Genomic DNA, 21,608 nt, shown 5'->3' on the forward strand with positions numbered 1-21,608 from the left:
CTTTTTTCAAGGAGCAGAGTATGGATCCGCGCAGTGAAGTACTGCTTCGTCAGGCCGAGTTATTCCAGGGTTCGGTGTTGCTGGCCGGTTTGCCCGCCGACGACTTGCTGGGCCGCCTGCCCGACGCCCATGGCTGGTGCTGGCATGCCGGCGATCAAGCAGCGCTGGACGCACGCTTCGCCGAGCGCAGCCACTTTGGTGTGAACGCACCGGAGCGTGAATTCGACACGGCGGTGGTGTTTCTGCCCAAGTCCAAGGACCTGACCGACTACATCCTCAACGCCCTCGCCTCCCGTTTGGCCGGGCGCGAGTTATACCTGGTCGGTGAAAAACGCAGCGGCATCGAAGGCGCGGCCAAGCAACTGAACCCGTTCGGCAAGCCGCGCAAGCTCGACAGCGCGCGGCATTGCCAACTGTGGCTGGTCACCGTGGCCAACGCGCCAGAAGCCAAATCCCTGGAAAGCCTGGCCCAGGAATACGAACTGCCCTTGGCCGAAGGGCCGCTGAAAGTCATCAGCCTGCCGGGGGTGTTCAGCCACGGTCGCCTGGATCGCGGCAGCGCGCTGTTGCTGGAGCATCTGGACAAGTTGCCCAGCGGCCATTTGCTCGATTTCGGTTGTGGCGCCGGGGTGCTGGGCGCGGCGGTCAAGCGTCGTTATCCGCACAACCAAGTCACTTTGTTGGACGTGGATGCGTTCGCCGCTGCCAGCAGTCGCCTGACATTGGCCGCCAACGGTCTGGAAGCCGAGGTAATTACCGGTGACGGGATCGATGCCGCGCCGATGGGGTTGAGCGCGATTTTGAGCAATCCGCCGTTCCATGTCGGGGTGCACACCGATTATTTTGCAACCGAGAACTTGCTGCGAAAAGCAGCCAAACATCTGAAAAACGGTGGCGAACTGCGCTTGGTTGCCAACAGCTTCCTGAAGTATCAACCGCTGATCGAAGAGCACCTGGGCGTGTGTGCGATCAAGGCAGAAGGACAGGGTTTCCGAATCTACCGGGCCAAACGCGGCTGATAAATAAGTGCTTGCCTAACGGATTTTGCCTAGGCAGAATCCGCTCCGTCCTAGGGGAGTAGTCTCCCACGAGCGCCATGCTCGTCCGGCATACGTCAACATACTTGGTCAACAGGCCATGGCGTATGCGACCCAAGCGTCCACACAGATGGTCGCCAGGGTTTGACAAGACCTATGACACGAACACCTTACCCGGGGCGGGAAGGCTGTACGTGTCATAGCCGTGTCGACCCGCCCCTTAGGAAAACCCTGATGCTGGATTCTCTTCTCGTTCCCACCGCAATCGTTGCCTTGGCCGAAATCGGCGACAAGACGCAACTGCTCGCGCTCATTCTCGCCGCTCGCTTTCGCAAACCCTGGCCGATCATCGCCGGCATCGTTGCCGCGACCCTGGCCAACCACGCGGCAGCCGGTGCGGTAGGCGCCTGGTTCGGCAGCTTCTTCTCGAATGCAACGCTGCACTGGATCCTCGCCGCCAGCTTTACCGCGACGGCGTTGTGGACCCTGGTGCCGGACAAGATGGACGACGACGAAGCCAGCACGGCGCGCAAGTTCGGCCCGTTCCTGACCACATTGATCGCGTTTTTCCTGGCAGAGATGGGCGACAAGACCCAGGTCGCTACGGTGATGCTCGCCGCGCAATACCCGGAACTGTGGCTGGTGATCATCGGCACCACCGCCGGGATGTTGATTGCCAACGTGCCGGTGGTACTGGCCGGTAACTTTGCGGCGGACAAACTGCCGTTGACATTGATCCGTCGACTGGCGGCGTCGGCGTTCTTCGTGCTGGCGATTGTGGCGGTGTACAAGGCAATGCAGAGCAGCGGGTGGGTATAAAAACAGCGGCAAGCTACACGTTATAAGCCCAAAGATTGAAGCAGAGCAGACCCGCCTGACTGATCGTTCCCATGCTCTGCGTGGGAATGCCGCCCTGGACGCTCCGCGTCCGTTTTTGGGGCGTGACGCAGAGCGTCACAGGATGCATTCCCACGCAGAGCGTGGGAACGATCAAAGCTACACGTTATAAGCCCAAAGATTGAAGCAGAGCAGACCCGCTTTGCTTCAAGCTTGCGGCTTGCAGCTTGCAGCTTACTGCTTACTGCTGTTGTAAAGCGGCATGACTTTCGGAATCGCTGCCTGCAACGAAGCAATCCGACTGGTCGACGCCGGGTGAGTGCTCATGAATTCAGGTGGCGAACCTTCCGACGCCTTGCTCATCTTGTTCCACAAGGTGATCGCTGCGTTCGGGTTGTAGCCAGCGCGGGCCGCCAGTTCCAGGCCGATCAGGTCGGCTTCGTTTTCATTGGCGCGGCTGTTCGGCAAGGTCATGCCGTAGTTGGCCACGGTGTCGGCCAGGGCCAGGCTGTCCTGCCCCAGACCGAACAAGGCACCGGCGCCCTGCTTGGCCATTTCCATGCCATAGGCCTTGGACATCGCTTCACGACCGTGCTCGCGCAGGGCGTGGGCGATTTCATGGCCCATGACCGCGGCGATTTCATCGTCGGTGAGTTTCAGGCTGTCGATCAGCCCGGTGTAGAAAATGATCTTGCCGCCAGGACCGCAGTTGGCGTTGAGCTCGTCGCTCTTGATCAGGTTGACTTCCCACTTCCACTGGGCCGAATCCGGACGGAAGTTCGGCGCCTGGGCAATCAGCCGGTTGGCAATGGCCTGGATGCGCTTGGCATCGGCACTGGTCTTGTCCAATACCCCTTTGCTCGTCGCCTCGCCTACTGTCTTCTGATAGGACTGGGCATACATCTGGTCGACTTCCTGGCTCGACAGCATGCTGAACATGTACTGCTTGCGCTCAACCCCGACGGCTCCGCCGCTGGTGGTGTTGACCGACTGACAACCGGCGAGCAACAGACCCGCGCTCAATGCACTTGCAACCAATGTCTTGTTCATCAATAGAGCTCCCTGAAAACATGCCGCGTATCGTAGGCGGTGAATTGTATCGGCGCCAGATACAACAGACGTGTAGCACAGACTTTTCCGACAATATTTTCTGCGCTGCCGAAAAAAATTCACAAACTCGCGCAGGCCACGCCCGCCACGCTTCATTTACGACCTCCAGCACGCCAAAACAGTCATTTCGCCACGCCCCCGCTCATGGACCCCGATGCCCCGGCCGATACAACAGCGCAGACGTCCTCTTGCGTGCGGAGCACCCATGAAATTCAAGTCGATCCAGTTTTCCGTAGCGGCCCTCGCCGGCGCCATCGTCCTCAGTGTCGTCGCGGCCCTGGTGCTGTACGCGCTGTTTTCCGGCGCCCGGACGCAAGACATGGTCCAGGAACGGACCCAGGCGCAGTTCGAACAAGTCATCGAGCAGCGCCTCACTTCCCTGGCGCAAACCCAGGTCAGCCAGATCCAGCGCGAGCTCGAAGCACCGCTGCTAATTGCCGGCGGCCTGGTGCGGGTCAACGAGCTGATCGGCACCCCGGGCGCCGATGGCCAACCCCAGGTGAACATCAGCCGTGAGCAGTTGATCAGCCTGATCAAGCAAAACGTCGCCAAGAACCCGAAGATCCTCGGCACCTACATCGGCTGGGAAAAAAACGCCCTGGACCATAACGATGTGGCCTACGTCGATACCAAGGTGGTCGGTATCGACGCCGCCAACGGACGTTTCCTGCCGTGGTGGTTCCGCAACGAGGACGGCAGCCTGGGCCTGGACAAACTGGTGGACGTCGACGACCAGAAAACCCTGTCCACCGGCGTGCGCGCCAGCGAGTACTACCTGTGCTCGAAAGAAACCAAGAAATCCTGCGTGATCGATCCGGCGCCCTACAAGGTCGGCGACAAAATCGTCATGCTCGCCTCCTTTATTGAACCGATCATGCTCAACGGCGCCTTCCAGGGCATCGTCGGCGCCGACCTGTCGGTGAACTTCATCCAGGAAATGCTCCTGGGCGCCAACCAGAAACTGTACGGCGGCTCGGGCGTGATGGCGCTGATCGGCGGCAATGGCCGGATCGTCGCCTACACCAAGGACCCGAGCAAATTCGGCGAGAAGGTCAGCGACATCCTCGACAGCCAGCAGATTGCCAACATGGCGAATCTCAAGCGCGGCGAAGTGACCTACACCGTCGACAAGGCCAATGGCCGGATCGAATTGTACCTGCCGTTCGGCATCGGCCAGACCGACGCCCGCTGGACCCTGATGCTGCAATTGCCGCTGAACGCGGTGATGGCCGACCTGCAAAAACTCCAGGGCGACCTGGATAAACAGCGCAAGTCCGACACCTTCGGCATGGCGATGGTCGGCTTGCTGATTGCGGGTATCGGCTTGCTGGTCATCTGGCTGGTGGGCCACGGCATCGCCCGTCCGCTCAAGCAAATGGTGGCCATGCTCGACGACATCGCCCAGGGCGAAGGCGATCTCACGCGCCGCCTGAGCAGCGACCGCGCCGACGAACTGGGCTCGATTGCCAAGGGCTTCAACACCTTCCTGGCCAAGTTGCAGGCGATGATCACCCAGGTGGTGACGTCGGTGCAGAGCGTCAGCGATTCATCGGAACACACCGCCGACATCGCCATCCGCACCAACATTGGCGTGCACAAGCAGATGGCCGAGATCGATCAGGTAGCCACGGCAGTACACGAAATGACCGCCACCGCCCAGGACGTAGCACGCAACGCCACATCGGCAGCGCAGGCGGCCAGCCATGCGGACAAAGCGGCAGCGCAAGGCATGCAGATCGTGCGCGACACCTCGAATTCGATTGGCGTGCTGGCGGTGGAAATCGGTAAAGCGGTGGCCGTGGTGCAGACCCTGGCCAAGGACAGTGAGAACATCAACGCGATCCTTACCGCGATTCGCGGGATTGCCGAGCAGACCAACCTGCTGGCCTTGAACGCCGCGATCGAAGCTGCGCGCGCCGGGGAACAGGGCCGTGGTTTTGCCGTGGTGGCCGATGAAGTGCGCAACCTGGCACAGAAGACCCAGAAGGCCACCGAAGAAATCCAGACCATGATCCAGCAACTGCAACAGGGCACCCGCGATGTGGTGCGGGTCATGGAAGACAGCCAGAACCGTACAGATGAAAGCGTGCAGCATGCGGCGAAAGCGGCTGAAGCGCTGGAGACGATTACTCAGGCGGTGTCGGTGATCAACGACATGAACACCCAGATCGCCAGCGCGGCCGAGGAACAGAGTGCGGTAGCGGATGACATCAACCGCAACGTGATCAACATCGGGCAAGTGGCCAACGAAGTGGCCGGCGGGGCGGATGAGTCGAGTGCGGCCAGTGCGGACCTGACCAAGTTGGCGGAACAGCAGCGGCGGTTGATCAATCAGTTCAAGGTCTGAGGTGATCGTTCATGATCGTTCCCACGCTCCGCGTGGGAATGAATCCCGTGACGCTCTGCGTCACAGTGGACGCGGAGCGTCCGTGGCTGCATTCCCACGCAGAGCGTGGGAGCGATCACTATCCCGGCGTCAAACACTCCGGCCCGTTGAGCTTCGGATCATTCACCAGATTCGCCAACACCCGCTCGCGCAACGCTGCGGGCTCACTGGCCAGCAATCCCTGCAACACATGCAAAGGCGTCTCGGGATCAAGCCACGCGGCCTGCCCCGCCTCATCGAGAATCAACGGCCGGCGCTGACTCGCCGCCGGCTGGGTGATCACCGCCGTGCTCAGCCATATCTGCTCCTGCACTGGATACGCCTCCCAGATCGCCGCGAAAAACAGCGCCGAGCCCTCCCCCGGTGTCAGCCAATAGGGGCGCTTGCGTTGGGTGCCGCGCCATTCGTAGAAACCATTGGCCGGCAACAGGCAACGGCGCTCGCGCAGGGCCTGGCGAAACATCGGCTGTTCGGCCACGGTTTCGGCCCGGGCATGGGCCGGGGTGCGGGACAAATCGGTCAGCCACGGCGGCGTCAGGCCCCAGCGGGCGCGAGCCAACTCACGCTGACCGTCGGCACCGGCACGCAGCATCAACACCGAATCGTTGGGGGAAATATTCCACTGGGCCTGCTGATCGGCGGGGAAGCCAGGCAGGGCCGCGAAGGCGGGGTTCCAGCGAAACAGGGCATAACGTCCACACATGGGGCAACACGACTCTTGATAAAACGACCGTCAGCCTAACAGACCAGCGTGCCGGGAAAACTTTCCGGTTCATCACCGGGCATCGGCAACGCGGCATTGTAGGCGGTGATCAGTTCCCGGGCGTACTCGGCCTGATCGTTATCCACGGACAAACCCAACAAACCGTAAATCGGCAATTCACCGCTGCCACCGAGCAAATCCCGCCCCACCAGATGCGCTTCGATGCCCTCGCTGGCGAGCATGCCTTGCAGCAACTCGCCTTCCATCAGGTTTTCCGGTTCGTAGATTCGCTGCATCGGGCGCCCCTTTCATTCGTTCTCGCTATGAACTTCGAGCAACCATTCCTGACCGTCGGTTTGCAGGACAAACGTGATCGGCCTGCAACACACCGGACAATCCTCGATATAGGTCTGATCGCCGCCGGACAAATCCAGCACGGCCTCGGCCTCTTCACCACAATACGGACATTCGTAGCGCTCGGTTTCCAGCATCGCGGTCTCCCAGGTGACTTGTGCGTATAATCGCCGGTCTATTTGCAGGGCTATTTTTGTCTGACTACCTTTTCAGACCGTGCCCCGTTGGTTTTCGATCAAAACCTTTACTTACCCTAGCCGTTTCTAACAAGAGAGCATGATGGGCGAATTCGATGCCATCCGACCTTACGACGACAGCGAAGTCCCAGCGGTGCTGGCGCGGCTGCTCGGCGACAAGGCGCTTCTAGATATCCTCATTCACTTTCGCTTCCCGCGTTATGCCGGTGCTTTCGGCTGGATGCTCAAACCTCTTATAGCTCATCGGCTGCGCCGTGAGTTCGCCGGCGTCAACTCGGTGGCCACTTTGCAGGACAAGGTCGAGGTGTACGTCGACCACACCATCGAGCGCGCCACCGACGGTGTCACCTACACCGGCGTCGAGCAGTTCAAATCCGGCAGCGCTTACCTGTTTATCGCCAATCACCGCGATATCGTGATGGACCCGGCCTTCGTCAACTATGCCGTGTACCACGCCGGCCTGCCGACCCCGCGCATCGCCATCGGTGACAACCTGCTGCAAAAGCCATTTGTCAGCGATCTGATGCGTCTGAACAAGAGCTTCATCGTGCACCGCTCGATCACCGGTCGCCGCGAGAAGATGGCGGCTTACCAGTTGCTGTCGGCCTACATCAACCACTCGATCCGCAACGACTGCGCCTCGATCTGGATCGCCCAGGCCGAAGGCCGGGCCAAGGATGGCGACGACCGTACCGAGTCGGCGATCCTCAAGATGTTTCACATGAGCCGCAAGGACGAGCCGTTCGGCGAGGTCATCCAGTCGCTGAACGTGACCCCGGTGTCGATCAGCTACGAATACGACCCGTGCGACCAGGCCAAGGCCCGCGAACTGTTCATCCGCGCCACTACTGGCAGCTACAGCAAAGTGCCGGGCGAGGACGATGTGAGCATCGCCAAGGGCATCACCGGCTACAAGGGCCGGGTCCACGTGAATTTCGCCGCGCCGATCACCGAGCTGTTCGACGACACCAAGCAATTGGCGATCGAGATGGACAAGCAGATCCTCGGCGGTTACCGGTTGTTCCCGGTGCACTACCTGGCTTATGCGCAGTGGAAGGATGCGGATCCGCAGCTTCAGGTGCCCAAAGCCGCCGAAGTGTTTGCGGCGGATGAACTGGCCAAGGCTCAGGAAGAATGGCAGCGCCGGCTGGAGGCTTGCCCTGAGGAACATCGTCCGTTCCTGGTGTTGCAATATGCGACGCCGGTGCGCAATCAGTATCGGGTGAAGGCTGGGTTGCCGCTTTAAGCAGCTTGACCGGACACGACAACGGCGCCTTCGGGGCGCCGTTTTTTTGGCCTTATACCAACTGTGGCGAGGGGGCTTGCCCCCGTTCGGCTGCGCAGCAGTCGCAAAATCGGTGCTTGCGGTGTGCCAGACTGAACGCGGTGACCTTTGGGGCTGCTTCGCAGCCCAACGGGGGCAAGCCCCCTCGCCACAGGTCTTGTGTCAGAGATTCAGAAGCGGGTACTGATCCACGACACGACCAACGCCACACCCAGGCAGGCAAACCCGAAGCGATAGAAAAACCGGTTCATGCGCTGGGTGGCGCCATCGAGCATCAACATCGCGTCATCGACACGACGGCTCTGGGCATGCGCCTCCAGCACCGCCAGCGCACGCTGTTCGCGGCGACGGGTAGCATGCAGCAGCCAGCAGCCGGGGAAGGCAATCAGCAAGGCCAGCAGGTTGATCAACTTGGCGGGATGGTTGGTGAACAACGAAATCAAATGCAACGACATCACGGACCTCGGGCAAAACTAACGTGGCAGACGTCGGACCGACGACCGCGGCGCGGATTCTACCGAAAGCGTGCGACAAATAACGAACCATTGGGCCGATTGCTGTCTTGTGTCACGGCGTCGTCATCTGAATACGCCAGTCTGTCGCCCCTCGAAACCGACACAGAGCACAGCATGCTGCACGCCGAAAACCAGGACCGCCTCTACCTTATCGCGCAAAGCGACGAACAGCAGAATCTCGTCGGCAGCCTCGCCTTCAACGTCCAGGACCGCCACTGGCTGGTGTATTGCGCCCTCGGCGGGCATCAACATGCGGACTTGCCGGAAACGGATCTGCTGACCGGGGTGAGTGTGCTGGATTTCTATTCCCAAGCCGCCTGACCCCACCGAACTTTTGTAGGAGCGAGGCTTGCCCGCGAAGGCGGCGGCACATTCAACATCAATGTTGACTGACACACCGCCTTCGCGGGCAAGTCGAATCGTCGCACCGCTCGCTCCTACATGGGTTTTTGTATTCGTCCACAGAAATCGGCGGACATGAAAAAGCCCGGGACCATCACTGGCACCGGGCTTTTTTGTCTCTCGCGAAAGGTTATTCGCCGAGAATCTGACCCACGGTCGGGTCCTTGAACAGACGCGTCAGGGCATCGCTCAACACATCGCTGACCAGCTTGGTGTTGGTTTCCTGATTCGGCGCCATGCCGAAACGCTGGTCCAGGGAAGCGCCGTAACGACCGCTGTAACGACGGTTGGCGTTCTGCACGTCGGAGCGGAAGGTCGCGCCGATGGTGGCTTCGGTCACGTACATGCCTTCTTTAGGCGACTGATATTTCAGCTCCGCCAGGGTCACGGTCAGTTGCGGCGCATTCATGCCATTGGACACCGGGGTGAAGCCCAGCAAGCGCACGGCCGCCTCGGCCTGGGCCTGCAACTTAGGCAGAATCTGCGCGCCCTGCACGGTGATCGCGCTGGTCTCGGGGTACAGACCGCCACGGGTGCCCAGGGTTGGCGATGGACGGCCGTCCACCACTCGCACCACAACCTGCTGGCCATGGCCAACCGGCGCCAACTGAGTGGTCAGCTTTGGCTCCGGGTTCAGTTGTTGCGGGCTGTGGGCGCAGCCAACCAGGGTCAAACTGGTCACAGTGATCAAACCGAACAACAGGCGTTGCAACATGCTCTTCTCTCCAGAATCAGGCACAAACAGGCCGGCAGTATAGCGGTGGGCCATCGTCGCGAACTAGGGTCTCGCAACGATTGTTGAAATCTCTGACAAACCCCGCACGAGCCGGTTCCTGTCACACACCTGTAACCGTCCATACACGTTGGCGTCACGGCCTGCTGGCAACCTTCACAGCAGTCACCCCACAAGGTACTCCGCCATGCGTTATCTGATCTCGTTGTTCGCGCCACGTCCGTTGCACCGCAGCTTCGCCCTGCTCGACCGCAATGGCCATTGCCAGGCGTTCAAGCAGTGCAGTCTCCAACCCATGGGTGATGGCTGGGTCGAAATCGAAGAAATCCGCCTCAACTGGTTGCACCATCCCCTGCCCCCGAGCGCCCGCGTGCGCCAGCATCAACCTCGTTCACGGGTACAGGCGCTGTTGTCCATCTGACCAGACGCCTAATAAAAGTCATTATTCACGACCATTTCCCTGCGTTTCTTAGATACAATCTCCCCCCGATTATAAGGACGTCTCCTGATCGGGCCTCGCAGCACCGTCAATGCCCCGGTATTGGCACCCCGCACCGCCCACAGAGAGCCGCCCACACAGATCGAGTGAAGCTGGCGCGCTTGCTGTTCCCTGAGCAAAACCCCCACTTTTCGCGAATCTGCAGAGCTGTCATTACGCTCGGTCACTGAGCTGTTTGCCCGTTTTGCCTGTCATGTATCCCATGGCGGCAATCCATCCGGGCACGGTGCCAGGCTGGGACAGCCCTTTTTTGAGGTTCACGTCTTCAAAAGAGCGTGAAAAAAACGGGTTTTCACAACTTCACAAGAGTGTGGCGAGCAAATGAATAGTTTTGCGTCTGAACATGCACCATTAGCGTCTGAAACAGCCCAACGACACAGGACCGGGTACGCCTCAAATACCGGAGCCTGAAGCCTGTCCGCTACGGATTTGGTTGCACAAACGGATGTCTCGACCATAAGTCGAATTGCCAGTCGTGTGCTGAAATGAGTTCATATCACTCATAGGCCCGGCCGGTAGCGTCCGTCGAAGTTGCGAAAAATTGCGAAGATTCGGACATGGCGACACTGCCATGGGTACCTGGGGCATCACTGACTCGCCCTGAACGCCTGGCAGCCATGCCGACAATTTGGTGCTGCAGATTTTGGAGACGCGTTAAATGGCGCATAACGAAGCAGTCGACGTAGTACTCGTAGGGGCCGGCATCATGAGTGCCACCCTCGCTGTACTGCTCAAAGAGCTCGACCCCGCGATCAAGCTGGAAGTCGTCGAGCTGATGGATTCGGGTGCCGCGGAGAGTTCCAACCCGTGGAACAACGCCGGGACCGGTCACGCCGGGCTGTGTGAGCTCAACTACACGCCGCAGGCCGCCGACGGCACCGTCGACATCAAGAAAGCCGTGCACATCAACACCCAGTTCGAAGTGTCGAAGCAGTTCTGGTCGTACCTGACCAAGAAAGGCACCTTCGGCTCGTGCAAGACCTTCATCAGCCCGGTGCCGCACCTGAGCTTCGTGCAAGGCGACAGCGGCGTGTCGTTCCTCAAGTCACGCTTCAACGTGCTGAGCAAGCACCACGCCTTTTCCGATATGGAATACACCGAAGACAAGGCCAAGATGGCCGAGTGGATGCCCCTGATGATGCCGGGCCGCTCGCCCGACGAAGTCCTGGCCGCCACCCGCGTGATGAACGGCACCGACGTCAACTTCGGCGCCCTGACCAATCAATTGCTCAAGCACCTGACCAGCGCACCGGATGCCCAGGTCAAGTACTGCAAGCGCGTCACCGGCCTGAAGCGTAACGCCAATGGCTGGACCGTCAGCATCAAGGACGTCAACAGCGGCAACACCCGTGAAGTCGACGCCAAATTCGTCTTCCTCGGCGCGGGCGGCGCGGCATTGCCGTTGCTGCAAGCGTCGGGCATCGAGGAAAGCAAAGGCTTCGGCGGCTTCCCGATCAGCGGCCAGTGGCTGCGTTGCGACAACCCGGAAGTGGTCAAGCACCACCAGGCCAAGGTCTACAGCCAGGCCGCCGTGGGTTCGCCGCCGATGTCGGTGCCGCACCTGGACACCCGCGTGGTCGATGGCAACAAGTCCCTGTTGTTTGGGCCATACGCCGGTTTCACCACCAAGTTCCTCAAGCACGGCTCCTTCATGGACCTGCCGCTGTCGGTTCGTGCCGGCAACATCGGCCCGATGCTGGCCGTGGCGAAAAACAACATGGACCTGACCAAGTACCTGGTCAGCGAAGTGATGCAGTCGATGGAGCAGCGCCTGGAATCCCTGCGTCGCTTCTACCCTGAGGCGAAAGCCGAAGACTGGCGCCTGGAAGTGGCCGGCCAACGGGTGCAGATCATCAAGAAAGACCCGAAAAAGGGCGGCGTTCTGCAGTTCGGTACCGAACTGGTCGCGGCCAAGGACGGTTCCCTTGCTGCATTGCTCGGCGCTTCCCCTGGTGCTTCGGTGACGGTTTCGATCATGCTTGAGCTGATCGAGAAGTGCTTCCCGAACAAAGCCTCCGGTGAATGGGCAGCCAAACTGGCGGAAATCTTCCCGGCTCGGGAAAAAGTCCTGGAAACCGACGCGGCGCTGTATCGCAAGATCAACGCGCACAACAACGTCGCGCTGGAACTGGTTGAAGCCAGTAACGAGACTGAAAGCTACGCTTGATTCGGTCCCACAAAAAACGCCCCGTTCTCAGTGAGAGCGGGGCGTTTTTTTATGCGTCTATCTGTAGGAGCATGGCTTGCCCGCGATGGCGTCCTTCAGAGCGCTATCGCGAGCAAGCTTTACTCCTACGGGCACAGGTGTCCGCGATTCAACCGCGAGCCTTGGCGATCAACTCGATGTACTCAGCCGCATTACGCTGATCCTTGATCACCGCAACAAAATCATTGCCATGCTCATCCTTGCCGTCCAGGTCAAACCCGGCCTCGACGAAAAACGTCAGGAAGCGCTCGAAGTCGTCGATGCGCAGGCCGCGATAGGCCTTGATCAGTTTGTGCAGGGACGGGGAAGTGGCGTCGACCGGTTCAAAATCGAGGAACAGTTTGATTTGCTCATCGCCGATCTCGTCACCAATCACTTGCTTCTTATCTTTACGCATTGCCGACTCCAGCTCGCAGACATTTCACGGGGCGGGCAGTTTACCCCTCGATTGAGGCCAGGCTCAACGCGAACGCACGCTGCCGGTGTGCAGATCGGCCCAGACATGGCCGTTGGCGTAACTGAGGAACTGGCAATACACCGTGTCGTTGCGCAGCAAATCGATCACCACCCGGTATTGAGCCAGCGGGTAGTAGAGCGTCAGGGTTTTGCTCTTCTCGTCGTAGATCGGCTTTTTCAGGCTTTTGCTTTCGCCATCGAAATTGACCATCACCTGGCTGATGGTCGCGCCCTTGTTCAGGGATTTGCCCTTGAGGCGGATCAGCAGCGGTGACGTCACCGGGATCGGTTGTTGGGTCGACTGGCGTTGGCTACCCACCACCACCGAATAATCGGTGACCTGCAGCAGTTGTTGCTGCTCCGGTTCGGCGTCGCGCAGGGTCAGGTCGTCCGGCGGCAGGAACTGCGCGTGCATCGGCGCCGGGGCGGCGACCAGAGGCAGGCTGAGGGTCAGCAACAGGGCGGCGCAGCTGCGGATCAAAAGGCTCATGACGGGCTCCGGAGGCGAGGCCGGGCACTTTATCACGGGAGCTGTAGGCGCAAAGCTTGCTTGCGATGACGTCGGCACATTCAAACGAACTGTGTCTGGAAAACCGCTATCGCGAGCAAGCTTTGCTCCTACAGAAAACCACCTTCGGGGTTTACATGCCTTTAACGGCAAAAATCCCATTGGCGTTGCGCCAGTAGCCTTTGTAGTCCATGCCATAACCGAAGATGTAACGGTCGATGCACGGCAGACCAACGAAATCGGCTTTCAGGTCCGGGCGAGCCTTGCGGTCGTGGTCCTTGTCGATCAGCACGGCGGTGTGCACTTTGCGCGCGCCGGCGTGTTTGCAGTAGTCGATGATCGCGCCCAGGGTGTGACCTTCATCGAGGATATCGTCGATGATCAGCACGTCGCGGTCGAGGAATGAGACTTCCGGCTTGGCTTTCCAGAACAGGTCGCCGCCGCTGGTTTCGTTGCGATAGCGGGTGGCGTGCAGGTAGGACGCTTCCAGCGGGAAGTGCAGATGGGTGAGCAGCTTGCCGGCGAAAATCAGGCCGCCGTTCATCACACAGAACACCACCGGGTTGGTCTCAGCCAGCTGTTCGTTGATGTGTGCACCGACGCGGGCGATGGCCGCCTCGACTTCAGCTTCGGTGTACAGGCAGTCAGCCTCTCGCATGATTTGACGGATATGCTCGAGATCAGCAGGCATGTCGCTCTCCAAGGGGTGGCGGATTCAGGAAAAGCGGGCAAAGGTACGCATCCCGCCCGGCCGAATCAAGCGTTTGTGGACTAACGTACCTTATGTCTATAGGACAACACCCTCGGATAGATTAATCTAGGCCGGTTTTTTTGCCCGCCGCCGGAGCTTTCCCCATGCCCATCCAAGAGATCCGCCATCCGCTGATCCGTCATAAACTTGGCCTTATGCGCCGCGCAGACATCAGCACCAAGAATTTCCGTGAGCTTGCTCAGGAAGTCGGTGCCCTGCTGACCTATGAAGCCACCAAAGACCTGCCGCTTGAAACCTACGATATCGAAGGTTGGGCCGGCACCGTGTCGGTCGAGAAAATCGCCGGCAAGAAAATCACCGTGGTGCCGATCCTGCGCGCCGGTATCGGCATGCTCGAAGGCGTGCTGAGCCTGATCCCGGGTGCCAAAGTCAGCGCCGTGGGCGTGGCCCGCAACGAAGAAACCCTGCAGGCCCACACCTACCTGGAAAAACTGGTTCCGGAAATCAACGAACGCCTGGCGATGATCATCGACCCGATGCTCGCCACCGGCAGTTCCATGGTCGCCACCATCGACCTGCTGAAAAAGGCCGGTTGCCGCGACATCCGCGCGATGGTGCTGGTTGCCGCCCCTGAAGGCATCGCTGCCGTCGAGAAGGCGCACCCGGACGTGATGATCTACACCGCCTCCATTGATGAACGTTTGAACGAGCACGGTTACATCATCCCGGGCCTGGGCGATGCCGGTGACAAGATCTTCGGCACCAAGCAGAAGGACGCTTGAGCATGCAGGAAGAGTTCAACGATCCGCTCTGGCGCACGGTGCTGTCGGGTGCACAGATGCTGTTCGTGGCGTTCGGCGCTCTGGTGTTGATGCCGCTGATTACCGGCCTTGATCCAAACGTGGCGCTGTTCACCGCCGGCCTGGGGACGATCCTGTTCCAGATCGTCACCGGGCGTCAGGTGCCGGTGTTCCTGGCGTCGAGTTTTGCCTTTATCACCCCGATCATTCTCGCCAAGGGCCAGTTCGGCCTCGCGGCGACCATGGGCGGCGTGATGGCGGCGGGTTTCGTCTACACCTTCCTGGGCCTTGCCGTGAAGATCAAAGGCACCGGGTTCATTGATCGTTTGCTGCCACCGGTGGTGATTGGTCCGGTGATCATCTCCATCGGCCTGGCCATGGCGCCGATTGCCGCCAACATGGCGATGGGCAAGGCGGGCGACGGCTCGGAGCTGATTCATTACCAGACCGCGATGCTGATCTCGATGCCGGCGCTGCTGACCACCCTGATCGTCGCGGTATTCGGTAAAGGCATTTTCCGCCTGGTGCCGATCATCTCCGGCGTGCTGGTCGGTTTTGGCATGGCGTTCTATTTCGGTGTCGTGGATACCGCAAAGATTGCCGCTGCCCCGTGGTTCGCGATTCCGCACTTCACCGCGCCGGAATTCAACTGGCAGGCGATTCTGTTTATCGTCCCGGTGGCGCTGGCCCCGGCCATCGAGCACATCGGCGGCGTGATTGCGGTCGGTAGCGTGACCGGTCGCGATTACCTGAAGAAACCCGGCCTGCACCGCACCCTGCTCGGCGATGGCATTGCCACCACCGCGGCCGGCCTGTTCGGCGGCCCGCCCAACACCACCTACGCCGAAGTGACGGGCGCGGTGATGCTGACCAAGAACTACAACCCGAAAATCATGACCTGGGCGGCGATCTTTGCCATCAGCCTGGCGTTTGTCGGCAAGTTCGGCGCATTGCTGCAAAGCATTCCGGTGCCGGTGATGGGCGGGATTCTGTGCCTGTTGTTCGGCTCGATTGCGGCGGTGGGCATGAACACGCTGATTCGCCACAAGATCGACCTGGGCGAGGCGCGTAACCTGGTGATTGTCTCGGTGACGTTGGTGTTCGGGATTGGCGGTGTGCTGGTCGGCACCGGCACCGGGCCAGACGACTTCGGCCTCAAAGGCATCGCGCTGTGCGCGGTGGTGGCGATTGCGCTGAACCTGTTGCTGCCGGGTAATGACAGCTGGAAGCACAAGAAGGCGGATGAGCCGTTGTTGTAACAGACGCCTCAATCCCTGTGGCGAGGGGGCTTGCTCCCGCTTGAGTGCGCAGCACTCACAAAATCTTCATTGACTGCAAGAATTTTGGGGCCGCTTCGCGACCCAGCGGGAGCAAGCTCCCTCGCCACAGTTTGTGTGATTAAAGGGCCAACGGCGCCCGCTCACACAACGCATTCAACGCCTTCGCCCACTGCGGGTCATCGTTGAGGCACGGCACCAGCACCAACTCCTCCCCTCCCGCTTCGCGGAACTGCTCCAGCCCACGATCCCCGATCTCTTCCAGGGTCTCGATGCAATCGGCGACGAACGCCGGGCACATCACCAGAATCCTCTTCGCGCCACTTTTGCCCAACTCGTCGAGGCGTGCTTCGGTGTAGGGTTCGATCCACTTCGCTCGCCCCAGACGCGACTGGAACGATACCGACCACTTGCCATCCGGCAAGCCCATGCGCTTGGCAAATTCGTCCGCCGTGCGCAGGCACTGGGCGCGGTAGCACGTCGCCAATACCGCCGGTGAGGCATTCTTGCAGCAGTGTTCGTTCTTGAAGCAATGCTGGCCGGTCGGGTCGAGCTTGGTCAGATGCCGTTCCGGCAAACCGTGGAAACTCAGCAGCAGGTGATCGTAATCCTGCTCCAGATACGGCCTGGCACTGGCCACCAGCGCATCGAGGTATTCCGGCTGATCGTAGAACGGTTGCAGAATCGAGAGCTGCACATCGAGCTTCTTCTCGCGCACCACCCGTTTGGCTTCCTCGATCACCGTGGTCACGGTGCTGTCGGCGAACTGTGGATAAAGGGGCGCGAGGGTGATGCGCTTGTGGCCCTGAGCGGTCAGTTGCAGCAGCTTCGATTCGATCGACGGCTCGCCATAACGCATCGCCAGCTCGACGGGGCCATGGGTCCATTGGGCGGTCATGGCCTGTTGCAGACGTTTGCTGAGCACCACCAGTGGCGAGCCCTCCTCCCACCAGATCGACGCGTAGGCGTGGGCCGACTGCTCCGGACGTTTGAACAGGATCAGCGACACCAGCAAGCGTCGCACCGGCCATGGCAGGTCGATCACATACGGGTCCATCAGAAATTGATTGAGGTAGCTGCGCACATCCGCCACCGAAGTGGAGGCCGGCGAGCCCAGGTTGACCAGAAGCAACGCGTGATCGGTCATGCAACGTCCTATTTCAGAGGCGGCTGGACAGATCGTCCAGGGCCGCGCGTAAATCAGTGAACTGGAACTTGAAACCCGCTTCCAGCAAGCGCGCCGGCACAGCCTTCTGGCCGCCCAGCAACAGCAACGACATCTCGCCCAGGCCGACCTTCAATGCCAGCGCCGGCATGGGCATGAACGCCGGGCGGTGCAACACGCTGCCCAGCGTCTTGGCGAATTCGCGATTGCGCACCGGTTTCGGCGCGCAGGCATTATATGGACCGCTGGCATCAATGCGATGCAGAAGAAAATCAATCAGGGCGATTTGATCCTTGATATGAATCCACGGCATCCACTGCCGACCGTTGCCGATCGGCCCGCCCAGCCCCAGTTTGAACGGCAGCAACAGCCGCGACAAAAAACCGCCCTCGGCCGACACCACCAACCCGGTGCGCACCAGGATCACCCGAATGCCCAAGGCCTCGGCACGCTGGGCGGTTTCCTCCCAGGCGATGCACAACTGGCTGGCGAAATCATCGATCACCGGCGGCGAGTCTTCAGTCAACTCGCGCTCGCCGCCATCGCCGTACCAACCCACCGCTGAGCCGGAGATCAGTATCTGAGGTTTTTGCTCGCGGGTTTCGAGCCAGGCCAGCAGGCTTTCGGTCAGGCTGATGCGGCTGCTCCACAACAGCGCCTTGCGCCGGGTCGTCCACCAACGATCACCTATCGGAGCGCCCGCCAGGTTGATGATGGCATCGAGCGGTTCCTCGCCGAGGTCTTCGAGACGGGCAATGCCGCGCGCTTGAGCACCGCAGATTTTCGCGACTTTTTCTGGAGAACGACTCCACACCGTCAGGCGATGCCCCTGACTTAACCAGTGACGGCAGAGCTGACGTCCTATCAAACCAGTACCGCCGGTCAGCAATATGTGCATGACTTCTTCCTCGCGTGGCGTTTTACCTTGATCACTAGTCTATTTTTATAAGCAGGGATCTTTGGTATCAGGCAGTGTCTGTGTTTAACAATAGGCCAAGCTGTCAGAACGAGAACGCTAAAAGTTATACCAAAAAACAATATTGTACAGGTTTAAACCACGGCGTAGTCTGTACAGAAAGGTAAACGAGGCCCCTATGACTGTACCTATCGCAATCATCGGCACCGGCATCGCCGGGCTCTCAGCCGCCCAGGCCCTGACGGAGGCCGGGCATGTCGTTCAACTTTTCGATAAAAGCCGTGGCAGCGGCGGACGCATGTCGAGCAAGCGCAGTGACGCCGGTGCTCTGGACATGGGTGCGCAGTATTTCACGGCCCGTGACCGACGCTTCGTCACCGAAGTGCAGCGCTGGCAAGCCAACGGCTGGGTCGCTGAATGGACGCCGCAGCTCTACACGTTCCAGGGCGGCCAGCTCAACCTGTCGCCGGATGAACAGACGCGCTGGGTCGGCACGCCGCGCATGAGCGCGATCACCCGCGCCCTGCTCGGCGACCTGGAAGTGCATTTCGCCTGCCGCATCACCGAGGTCTATCGCGGTGAAGAGCATTGGCATCTGCAGGACGCCGAAGGCTTCACCCATGGTCCGTTCAGTCACGTAGTGATTGCGACGCCGGCGCCTCAGGCCACCGCGCTGCTGGCCTCCGCGCCGAAGCTCGCGGGGGCTGCGGCCGGGGTCAAAATGGACCCGACCTGGGCCATCGCCCTCGCCTTCGACACCCCGCTGGATACGCCCATGGAAGGTTGCTTCGTGCAGGACAGCCCGCTCGACTGGCTGGCCCGCAACCGCAGCAAACCGGGGCGCGACAACACTTTGGACACTTGGGTGTTACACGCCACCAGCACCTGGAGCCGGCAACACATCGACCTGCCCAAGGAAGCCGTGATCGAGCAACTGCACGGGGCGTTCGCCGAGCTGCTGCACAGTGCGATGCCGGCGCCGACCTTCAGCCTTGCCCACCGCTGGCTCTATGCCCGCCCCGCCAGCAGCCATGAATGGGGCGTCTTGGCGGATGCCGACCTGGGCCTGTATGTGTGTGGCGACTGGTGCCTCTCCGGTCGGGTCGAAGGGGCCTGGCTCAGTGGCCAGGAAGCCGCCCGCCGCTTGCATGCGCACCTGCAGTGAACCGCCTCAATCCCGCTAAATTGCTGCTGTCGAAATGGACAGCAGCCCAACCGAAAAACCGCGAAAAACATTTTCTGGTGACGCAGCTGTTCCGCGATGAGGATGGCACGGTGCTGGAAGTTGAGTTGCAGGCGGTGTTGACCCAGCGCAGTGAGCGCATCGATTGGCAAACCTTGAAAGACAGCAACACTTGGCTGTTGGGCTGGAACTGATCGTTCCCGCGCTCCGCGTGGGAATGCCTCTGGGGACGCTCCGTGTCCAGTGACGCGAAGCGTCACGGGCTGCATTCCCACGCAGAGCGTGGGAACGATCGAGCCTCGAAAAAACCTATACAAATAATTTGACTTGTACAGCTTCGAATCTATGATGAAGATTATGTTGTACAGAGCCAACACTCTGTACAGGTTTAGATTCGAGGTGCTTCGATGTCCAACGCCACCGCCAAACCGAAAATAGCGATCAGCGCCTGCCTGATGGGCGCCGAGGTGCGCTTCAACGGCGGGCACAAGGAGTCGCGGCTGTGCAGTCGTACCCTCACTGACTATTTCGATTTCGTCCCGGTGTGCCCGGAAGTCGCGATTGGCCTCGGCATTCCCCGGGAGCCGATCCGGCTCGTGGGCGATCCCGACCGTCCCGAAGCTATCGGCACCGTCAATCCCGAGATCAACGTCACCCAACCCCTCGCCGCCTACGGCCAGCAAATGGCGGCCGAGCTGGGTGATATCTGCGGCTATATCTTCATGCAGAAATCGCCGTCCTGTGGGCTGCTGCGGGTCAAGGTCTACCACGCCAACGGCGCCCCGGTGGACGGCGGCGGTCGCGGCATCTACGCCCGGGCTTTTTGCGAACAGCATCCGGATTTGCCCGTGGAAGAAGACGGCCGGCTCAACGATCCGGTGCTGCGGGAAAATTTCCTCACCCGAGTCTTTGCCTACAGCGCCTGGCAGCAGTTGCTCCAGCAAGGCCTGACCCGCCGCGGCCTGATCGACTTTCACTCGCGCTACAAATACCTGCTGATGGCCCACAACCCGGTGCAGTACAAAACCCTCGGCAACCTGCTGGGCAACATGGGCCAGATCGATCCGAAAGCCCTCGGCCCGCGTTATTTCAGCGAGCTGATGGAGGCGCTGAAAAAATGCGCCACCCGCCGCACCCACACCAACGTCCTGCAACACATCAGCGGTTATCTCAAACAGGCCATCAGCGCTGAAGACAAGCAGGAAATGCAACACGTCATCGGCCAATACCGCCACGGCATCGTGCCGCTGGTGGTGCCGCTGACGTTGCTCAAGCACTTCTTTCGCCAACACCCGGATCCGTACATCGCGCAACAGGTTTACCTGCAACCGCACCCGGAAAACCTCAGCCTGCGAAATGCGATCTAAATGAAAAGCCCACTCGACACCAGTGCCAGCGAAGACCTCGGCGCCGACTTCAAGAAAGCCCTGGACGAAGGCTGGCTGCCGATTCGTGAAGTCGCGCGCCAGACCGGCGTCAACGCCATCACCCTGCGCGCCTGGGAACGGCGCTACGGCCTGATCGTGCCGCAACGTACACCCAAGGGCCATCGGTTGTTCTCGGCCGAGCATGTGCAACGGATCCTGACGATTCTGACCTGGCTCAATCGCGGCGTGGCCGTCAGCCAGGTCAAGCAACTGCTCGACACGCCACAGGCCTTTACCGAAACGGTGGAAAACGACTGGCAGTTGTTGCGCAACACGCTGCTGCAAGCGGTCACGCAACTGGCCGAACGCCCCCTCGATGACACCGTCAACCAGGCCATGGCGCTGTACCCGCCCCGTACCCTGTGTGAGCAGTTGCTGCTGCCGTTATTGAGCGAACTGGACCAACGCTGGCAAGGCCAGTTTGGTGCGCAGATGGAGCGTGTGTTCTTTTATTCCTGGTTACGCAGCAAATTCGGCGCGCGCATCTACCATAACAATCGTCAGCTGCACGCCGCACCGCTGCTGTTGATCAATCACTCGGACCTGCCACTCGAACCTCACGTGTGGCTCACCGCGTGGCTGATCAGCAGTGCCGATTGCCCGGTGGAAGTGTTCGATTGGCCACTCCCGGCCGGCGAACTCGCACTGGCGGTCGAACACCTGCAAGCCCGAGGCGTACTGCTGTATTCCAGCAAAGCCATGAACCTGGCGCAGCTGCCGAAACTTTTGAATGGCGTCAGTTGCCCAAAAATGATTGCCGGACCAACGGTGTGCATCCACCACGCCGAGTTGTCCGTAAAAACTACTGAAATTGCTGATTTGTTCCTGGCCGAAGATCCCTTGTCGGCCCATCAGGTTCTCGTTCAGCGTGGGCTTATTTAGATGTTAAGCACGGACACC

Annotated in this window: 24 protein-coding genes, 1 pseudogene and 1 riboswitch; of the genes and pseudogenes, 14 read left to right on the forward strand and 11 right to left on the reverse strand. The window is 60.3% G+C overall.

All coding sequences use genetic code 11. The annotated features are described in order from the left end of the window. Window positions 1-20: 20 nt before the first annotated feature. The gene (locus ACY4LX_RS28270) at window positions 21-1,019 is read left to right on the forward strand and encodes a methyltransferase (protein ID WP_463258451.1); all 999 of its coding nucleotides are present in this window, start codon (window positions 21-23) and stop codon (window positions 1,017-1,019) included. A gap of 40 nt (window positions 1,020-1,059) precedes the next feature. After that, a riboswitch (yybP-ykoY riboswitch) is annotated at window positions 1,060-1,183 on the forward strand. Between the two features lie 88 nt (window positions 1,184-1,271). Further along, on the forward strand, window positions 1,272-1,856 hold the full coding sequence (locus ACY4LX_RS28275) for a TMEM165/GDT1 family protein (RefSeq protein WP_463258452.1): 585 nt from the start codon (window positions 1,272-1,274) through the stop codon (window positions 1,854-1,856). A gap of 252 nt (window positions 1,857-2,108) precedes the next feature. Here ACY4LX_RS28275 and ACY4LX_RS28280 read toward each other — a convergent pair whose 3' ends face one another. After that, entirely contained in the window at window positions 2,109-2,924 is an 816-nt protein-coding gene (locus tag ACY4LX_RS28280) for a M48 family metallopeptidase (protein WP_463258453.1), read from the reverse strand. A gap of 1,354 nt (window positions 2,925-4,278) precedes the next feature. Between ACY4LX_RS28280 and ACY4LX_RS28285 the strand changes: the two are divergent. Next, a pseudogene (locus ACY4LX_RS28285) lies at window positions 4,279-4,476 on the forward strand (HAMP domain-containing protein); the annotation flags it as partial. 111 nt (window positions 4,477-4,587) lie between these two features. Continuing rightward, on the forward strand, window positions 4,588-5,331 hold the full coding sequence (locus ACY4LX_RS28290; protein ID WP_372242364.1) for a methyl-accepting chemotaxis protein: 744 nt from the start codon (window positions 4,588-4,590) through the stop codon (window positions 5,329-5,331). A 118-nt stretch (window positions 5,332-5,449) separates the two neighbouring features. On the opposite strand, the gene ACY4LX_RS28295 is transcribed toward ACY4LX_RS28290, so the two are convergent. From ACY4LX_RS28295 to ACY4LX_RS28305, 3 genes are read right to left on the reverse strand one after another with little or no spacing between them, the layout of a single operon-like run. Beyond that, window positions 5,450-6,073: an SOS response-associated peptidase gene (locus ACY4LX_RS28295; protein ID WP_133840280.1), complete on the reverse strand. Its 624-nt coding sequence runs from the start codon at window positions 6,071-6,073 to the stop codon at window positions 5,450-5,452. A 35-nt stretch (window positions 6,074-6,108) separates the two neighbouring features. Continuing rightward, the gene (locus tag ACY4LX_RS28300; RefSeq protein WP_149661117.1) at window positions 6,109-6,369 is read right to left on the reverse strand and encodes a putative signal transducing protein; all 261 of its coding nucleotides are present in this window, start codon (window positions 6,367-6,369) and stop codon (window positions 6,109-6,111) included. A 12-nt stretch (window positions 6,370-6,381) separates the two neighbouring features. Further along, window positions 6,382-6,564, reverse strand: coding sequence for a CPXCG motif-containing cysteine-rich protein (locus ACY4LX_RS28305; protein WP_008153387.1), 183 nt, complete (start codon window positions 6,562-6,564; stop codon window positions 6,382-6,384). Between the two features lie 142 nt (window positions 6,565-6,706). Here ACY4LX_RS28305 and ACY4LX_RS28310 point away from each other — a divergent pair, with 142 nt between their 5' ends. Further along, window positions 6,707-7,870 carry a 1-acyl-sn-glycerol-3-phosphate acyltransferase gene (locus ACY4LX_RS28310; RefSeq protein ID WP_178129239.1) on the forward strand — a complete coding sequence of 388 codons (1,164 nt, stop codon included), beginning with the start codon at window positions 6,707-6,709 and terminating at the stop codon, window positions 7,868-7,870. 209 nt (window positions 7,871-8,079) lie between these two features. Here the strand turns inward: ACY4LX_RS28310 and ACY4LX_RS28315 are convergent, their stop codons facing one another. Beyond that, entirely contained in the window at window positions 8,080-8,364 is a 285-nt protein-coding gene (locus ACY4LX_RS28315) for a hypothetical protein (protein WP_149661120.1), read from the reverse strand. A gap of 174 nt (window positions 8,365-8,538) precedes the next feature. Between ACY4LX_RS28315 and ACY4LX_RS28320 the strand changes: the two genes are divergently transcribed. Continuing rightward, window positions 8,539-8,745 carry a hypothetical protein gene (locus ACY4LX_RS28320; RefSeq protein WP_010458215.1) on the forward strand — a complete coding sequence of 69 codons (207 nt, stop codon included), beginning with the start codon at window positions 8,539-8,541 and terminating at the stop codon, window positions 8,743-8,745. Between the two features lie 211 nt (window positions 8,746-8,956). Here ACY4LX_RS28320 and ACY4LX_RS28325 read toward each other — a convergent pair whose 3' ends face one another. Beyond that, window positions 8,957-9,541, reverse strand: a complete 585-nt coding sequence (locus ACY4LX_RS28325) for a YajG family lipoprotein (protein ID WP_123410123.1) — start codon at window positions 9,539-9,541, stop codon at window positions 8,957-8,959. 205 nt (window positions 9,542-9,746) lie between these two features. Between ACY4LX_RS28325 and ACY4LX_RS28330 the strand changes: the two genes are divergently transcribed. After that, complete coding sequence (locus tag ACY4LX_RS28330) at window positions 9,747-9,980, forward strand: hypothetical protein (protein WP_054045638.1); 234 nt, start codon at window positions 9,747-9,749, stop codon at window positions 9,978-9,980. 736 nt (window positions 9,981-10,716) lie between these two features. Beyond that, entirely contained in the window at window positions 10,717-12,225 is a 1,509-nt protein-coding gene (gene mqo, locus ACY4LX_RS28335; RefSeq protein WP_149661121.1) for a malate dehydrogenase (quinone), read from the forward strand. A gap of 148 nt (window positions 12,226-12,373) precedes the next feature. Here the strand turns inward: mqo and ACY4LX_RS28340 are convergent, their stop codons facing one another. From ACY4LX_RS28340 to ACY4LX_RS28350, 3 genes are all read right to left on the reverse strand, one after another. Next, on the reverse strand, window positions 12,374-12,661 hold the full coding sequence (locus tag ACY4LX_RS28340) for a PA4642 family protein (RefSeq protein ID WP_092278109.1): 288 nt from the start codon (window positions 12,659-12,661) through the stop codon (window positions 12,374-12,376). A gap of 63 nt (window positions 12,662-12,724) precedes the next feature. After that, complete coding sequence (locus ACY4LX_RS28345; protein WP_149661123.1) at window positions 12,725-13,210, reverse strand: hypothetical protein; 486 nt, start codon at window positions 13,208-13,210, stop codon at window positions 12,725-12,727. A gap of 151 nt (window positions 13,211-13,361) precedes the next feature. Further along, complete coding sequence (locus ACY4LX_RS28350) at window positions 13,362-13,919, reverse strand: hypoxanthine-guanine phosphoribosyltransferase (protein WP_123509212.1); 558 nt, start codon at window positions 13,917-13,919, stop codon at window positions 13,362-13,364. Between the two features lie 164 nt (window positions 13,920-14,083). On the opposite strand from ACY4LX_RS28350, the gene upp reads away from it, so the two are divergent. Then, window positions 14,084-14,722 carry a uracil phosphoribosyltransferase gene (gene upp, locus ACY4LX_RS28355; RefSeq protein ID WP_123410117.1) on the forward strand — a complete coding sequence of 213 codons (639 nt, stop codon included), beginning with the start codon at window positions 14,084-14,086 and terminating at the stop codon, window positions 14,720-14,722. A gap of 2 nt (window positions 14,723-14,724) precedes the next feature. Next, window positions 14,725-15,999, forward strand: a complete 1,275-nt coding sequence (locus tag ACY4LX_RS28360; protein ID WP_133840270.1) for a uracil-xanthine permease family protein — start codon at window positions 14,725-14,727, stop codon at window positions 15,997-15,999. Between the two features lie 139 nt (window positions 16,000-16,138). Here the strand turns inward: ACY4LX_RS28360 and hemH are convergent, their stop codons facing one another. Together hemH and ACY4LX_RS28370 are read right to left on the reverse strand one after the other, a co-directional pair. Then, window positions 16,139-17,164, reverse strand: coding sequence for a ferrochelatase (hemH, locus tag ACY4LX_RS28365; protein WP_463258454.1), 1,026 nt, complete (start codon window positions 17,162-17,164; stop codon window positions 16,139-16,141). Between the two features lie 13 nt (window positions 17,165-17,177). Then, a complete protein-coding gene (locus tag ACY4LX_RS28370) occupies window positions 17,178-18,080 on the reverse strand; it encodes a TIGR01777 family oxidoreductase (protein ID WP_149661126.1) in 903 nt (300 codons plus the stop codon). Between the two features lie 196 nt (window positions 18,081-18,276). Between ACY4LX_RS28370 and ACY4LX_RS28375 the strand changes: the two genes are divergently transcribed. From ACY4LX_RS28375 to ACY4LX_RS28390, 4 genes are all read left to right on the forward strand, one after another. Further along, window positions 18,277-19,263, forward strand: coding sequence for an NAD(P)/FAD-dependent oxidoreductase (locus tag ACY4LX_RS28375; protein ID WP_149661127.1), 987 nt, complete (start codon window positions 18,277-18,279; stop codon window positions 19,261-19,263). After that, window positions 19,260-19,475: a TIGR02450 family Trp-rich protein gene (locus ACY4LX_RS28380; RefSeq protein ID WP_149661128.1), complete on the forward strand. Its 216-nt coding sequence runs from the start codon at window positions 19,260-19,262 to the stop codon at window positions 19,473-19,475. The genes ACY4LX_RS28375 and ACY4LX_RS28380 overlap by 4 nt, the downstream gene beginning before the upstream one ends. A gap of 213 nt (window positions 19,476-19,688) precedes the next feature. Next, window positions 19,689-20,648: a YbgA family protein gene (locus ACY4LX_RS28385; RefSeq protein WP_463258455.1), complete on the forward strand. Its 960-nt coding sequence runs from the start codon at window positions 19,689-19,691 to the stop codon at window positions 20,646-20,648. Further along, window positions 20,649-21,590 carry a MerR family transcriptional regulator gene (locus ACY4LX_RS28390; RefSeq protein ID WP_463258456.1) on the forward strand — a complete coding sequence of 314 codons (942 nt, stop codon included), beginning with the start codon at window positions 20,649-20,651 and terminating at the stop codon, window positions 21,588-21,590. Window positions 21,591-21,608 lie beyond the last annotated feature (18 nt).

The organism is Pseudomonas sp. Emmai, from assembly GCF_055179735.1.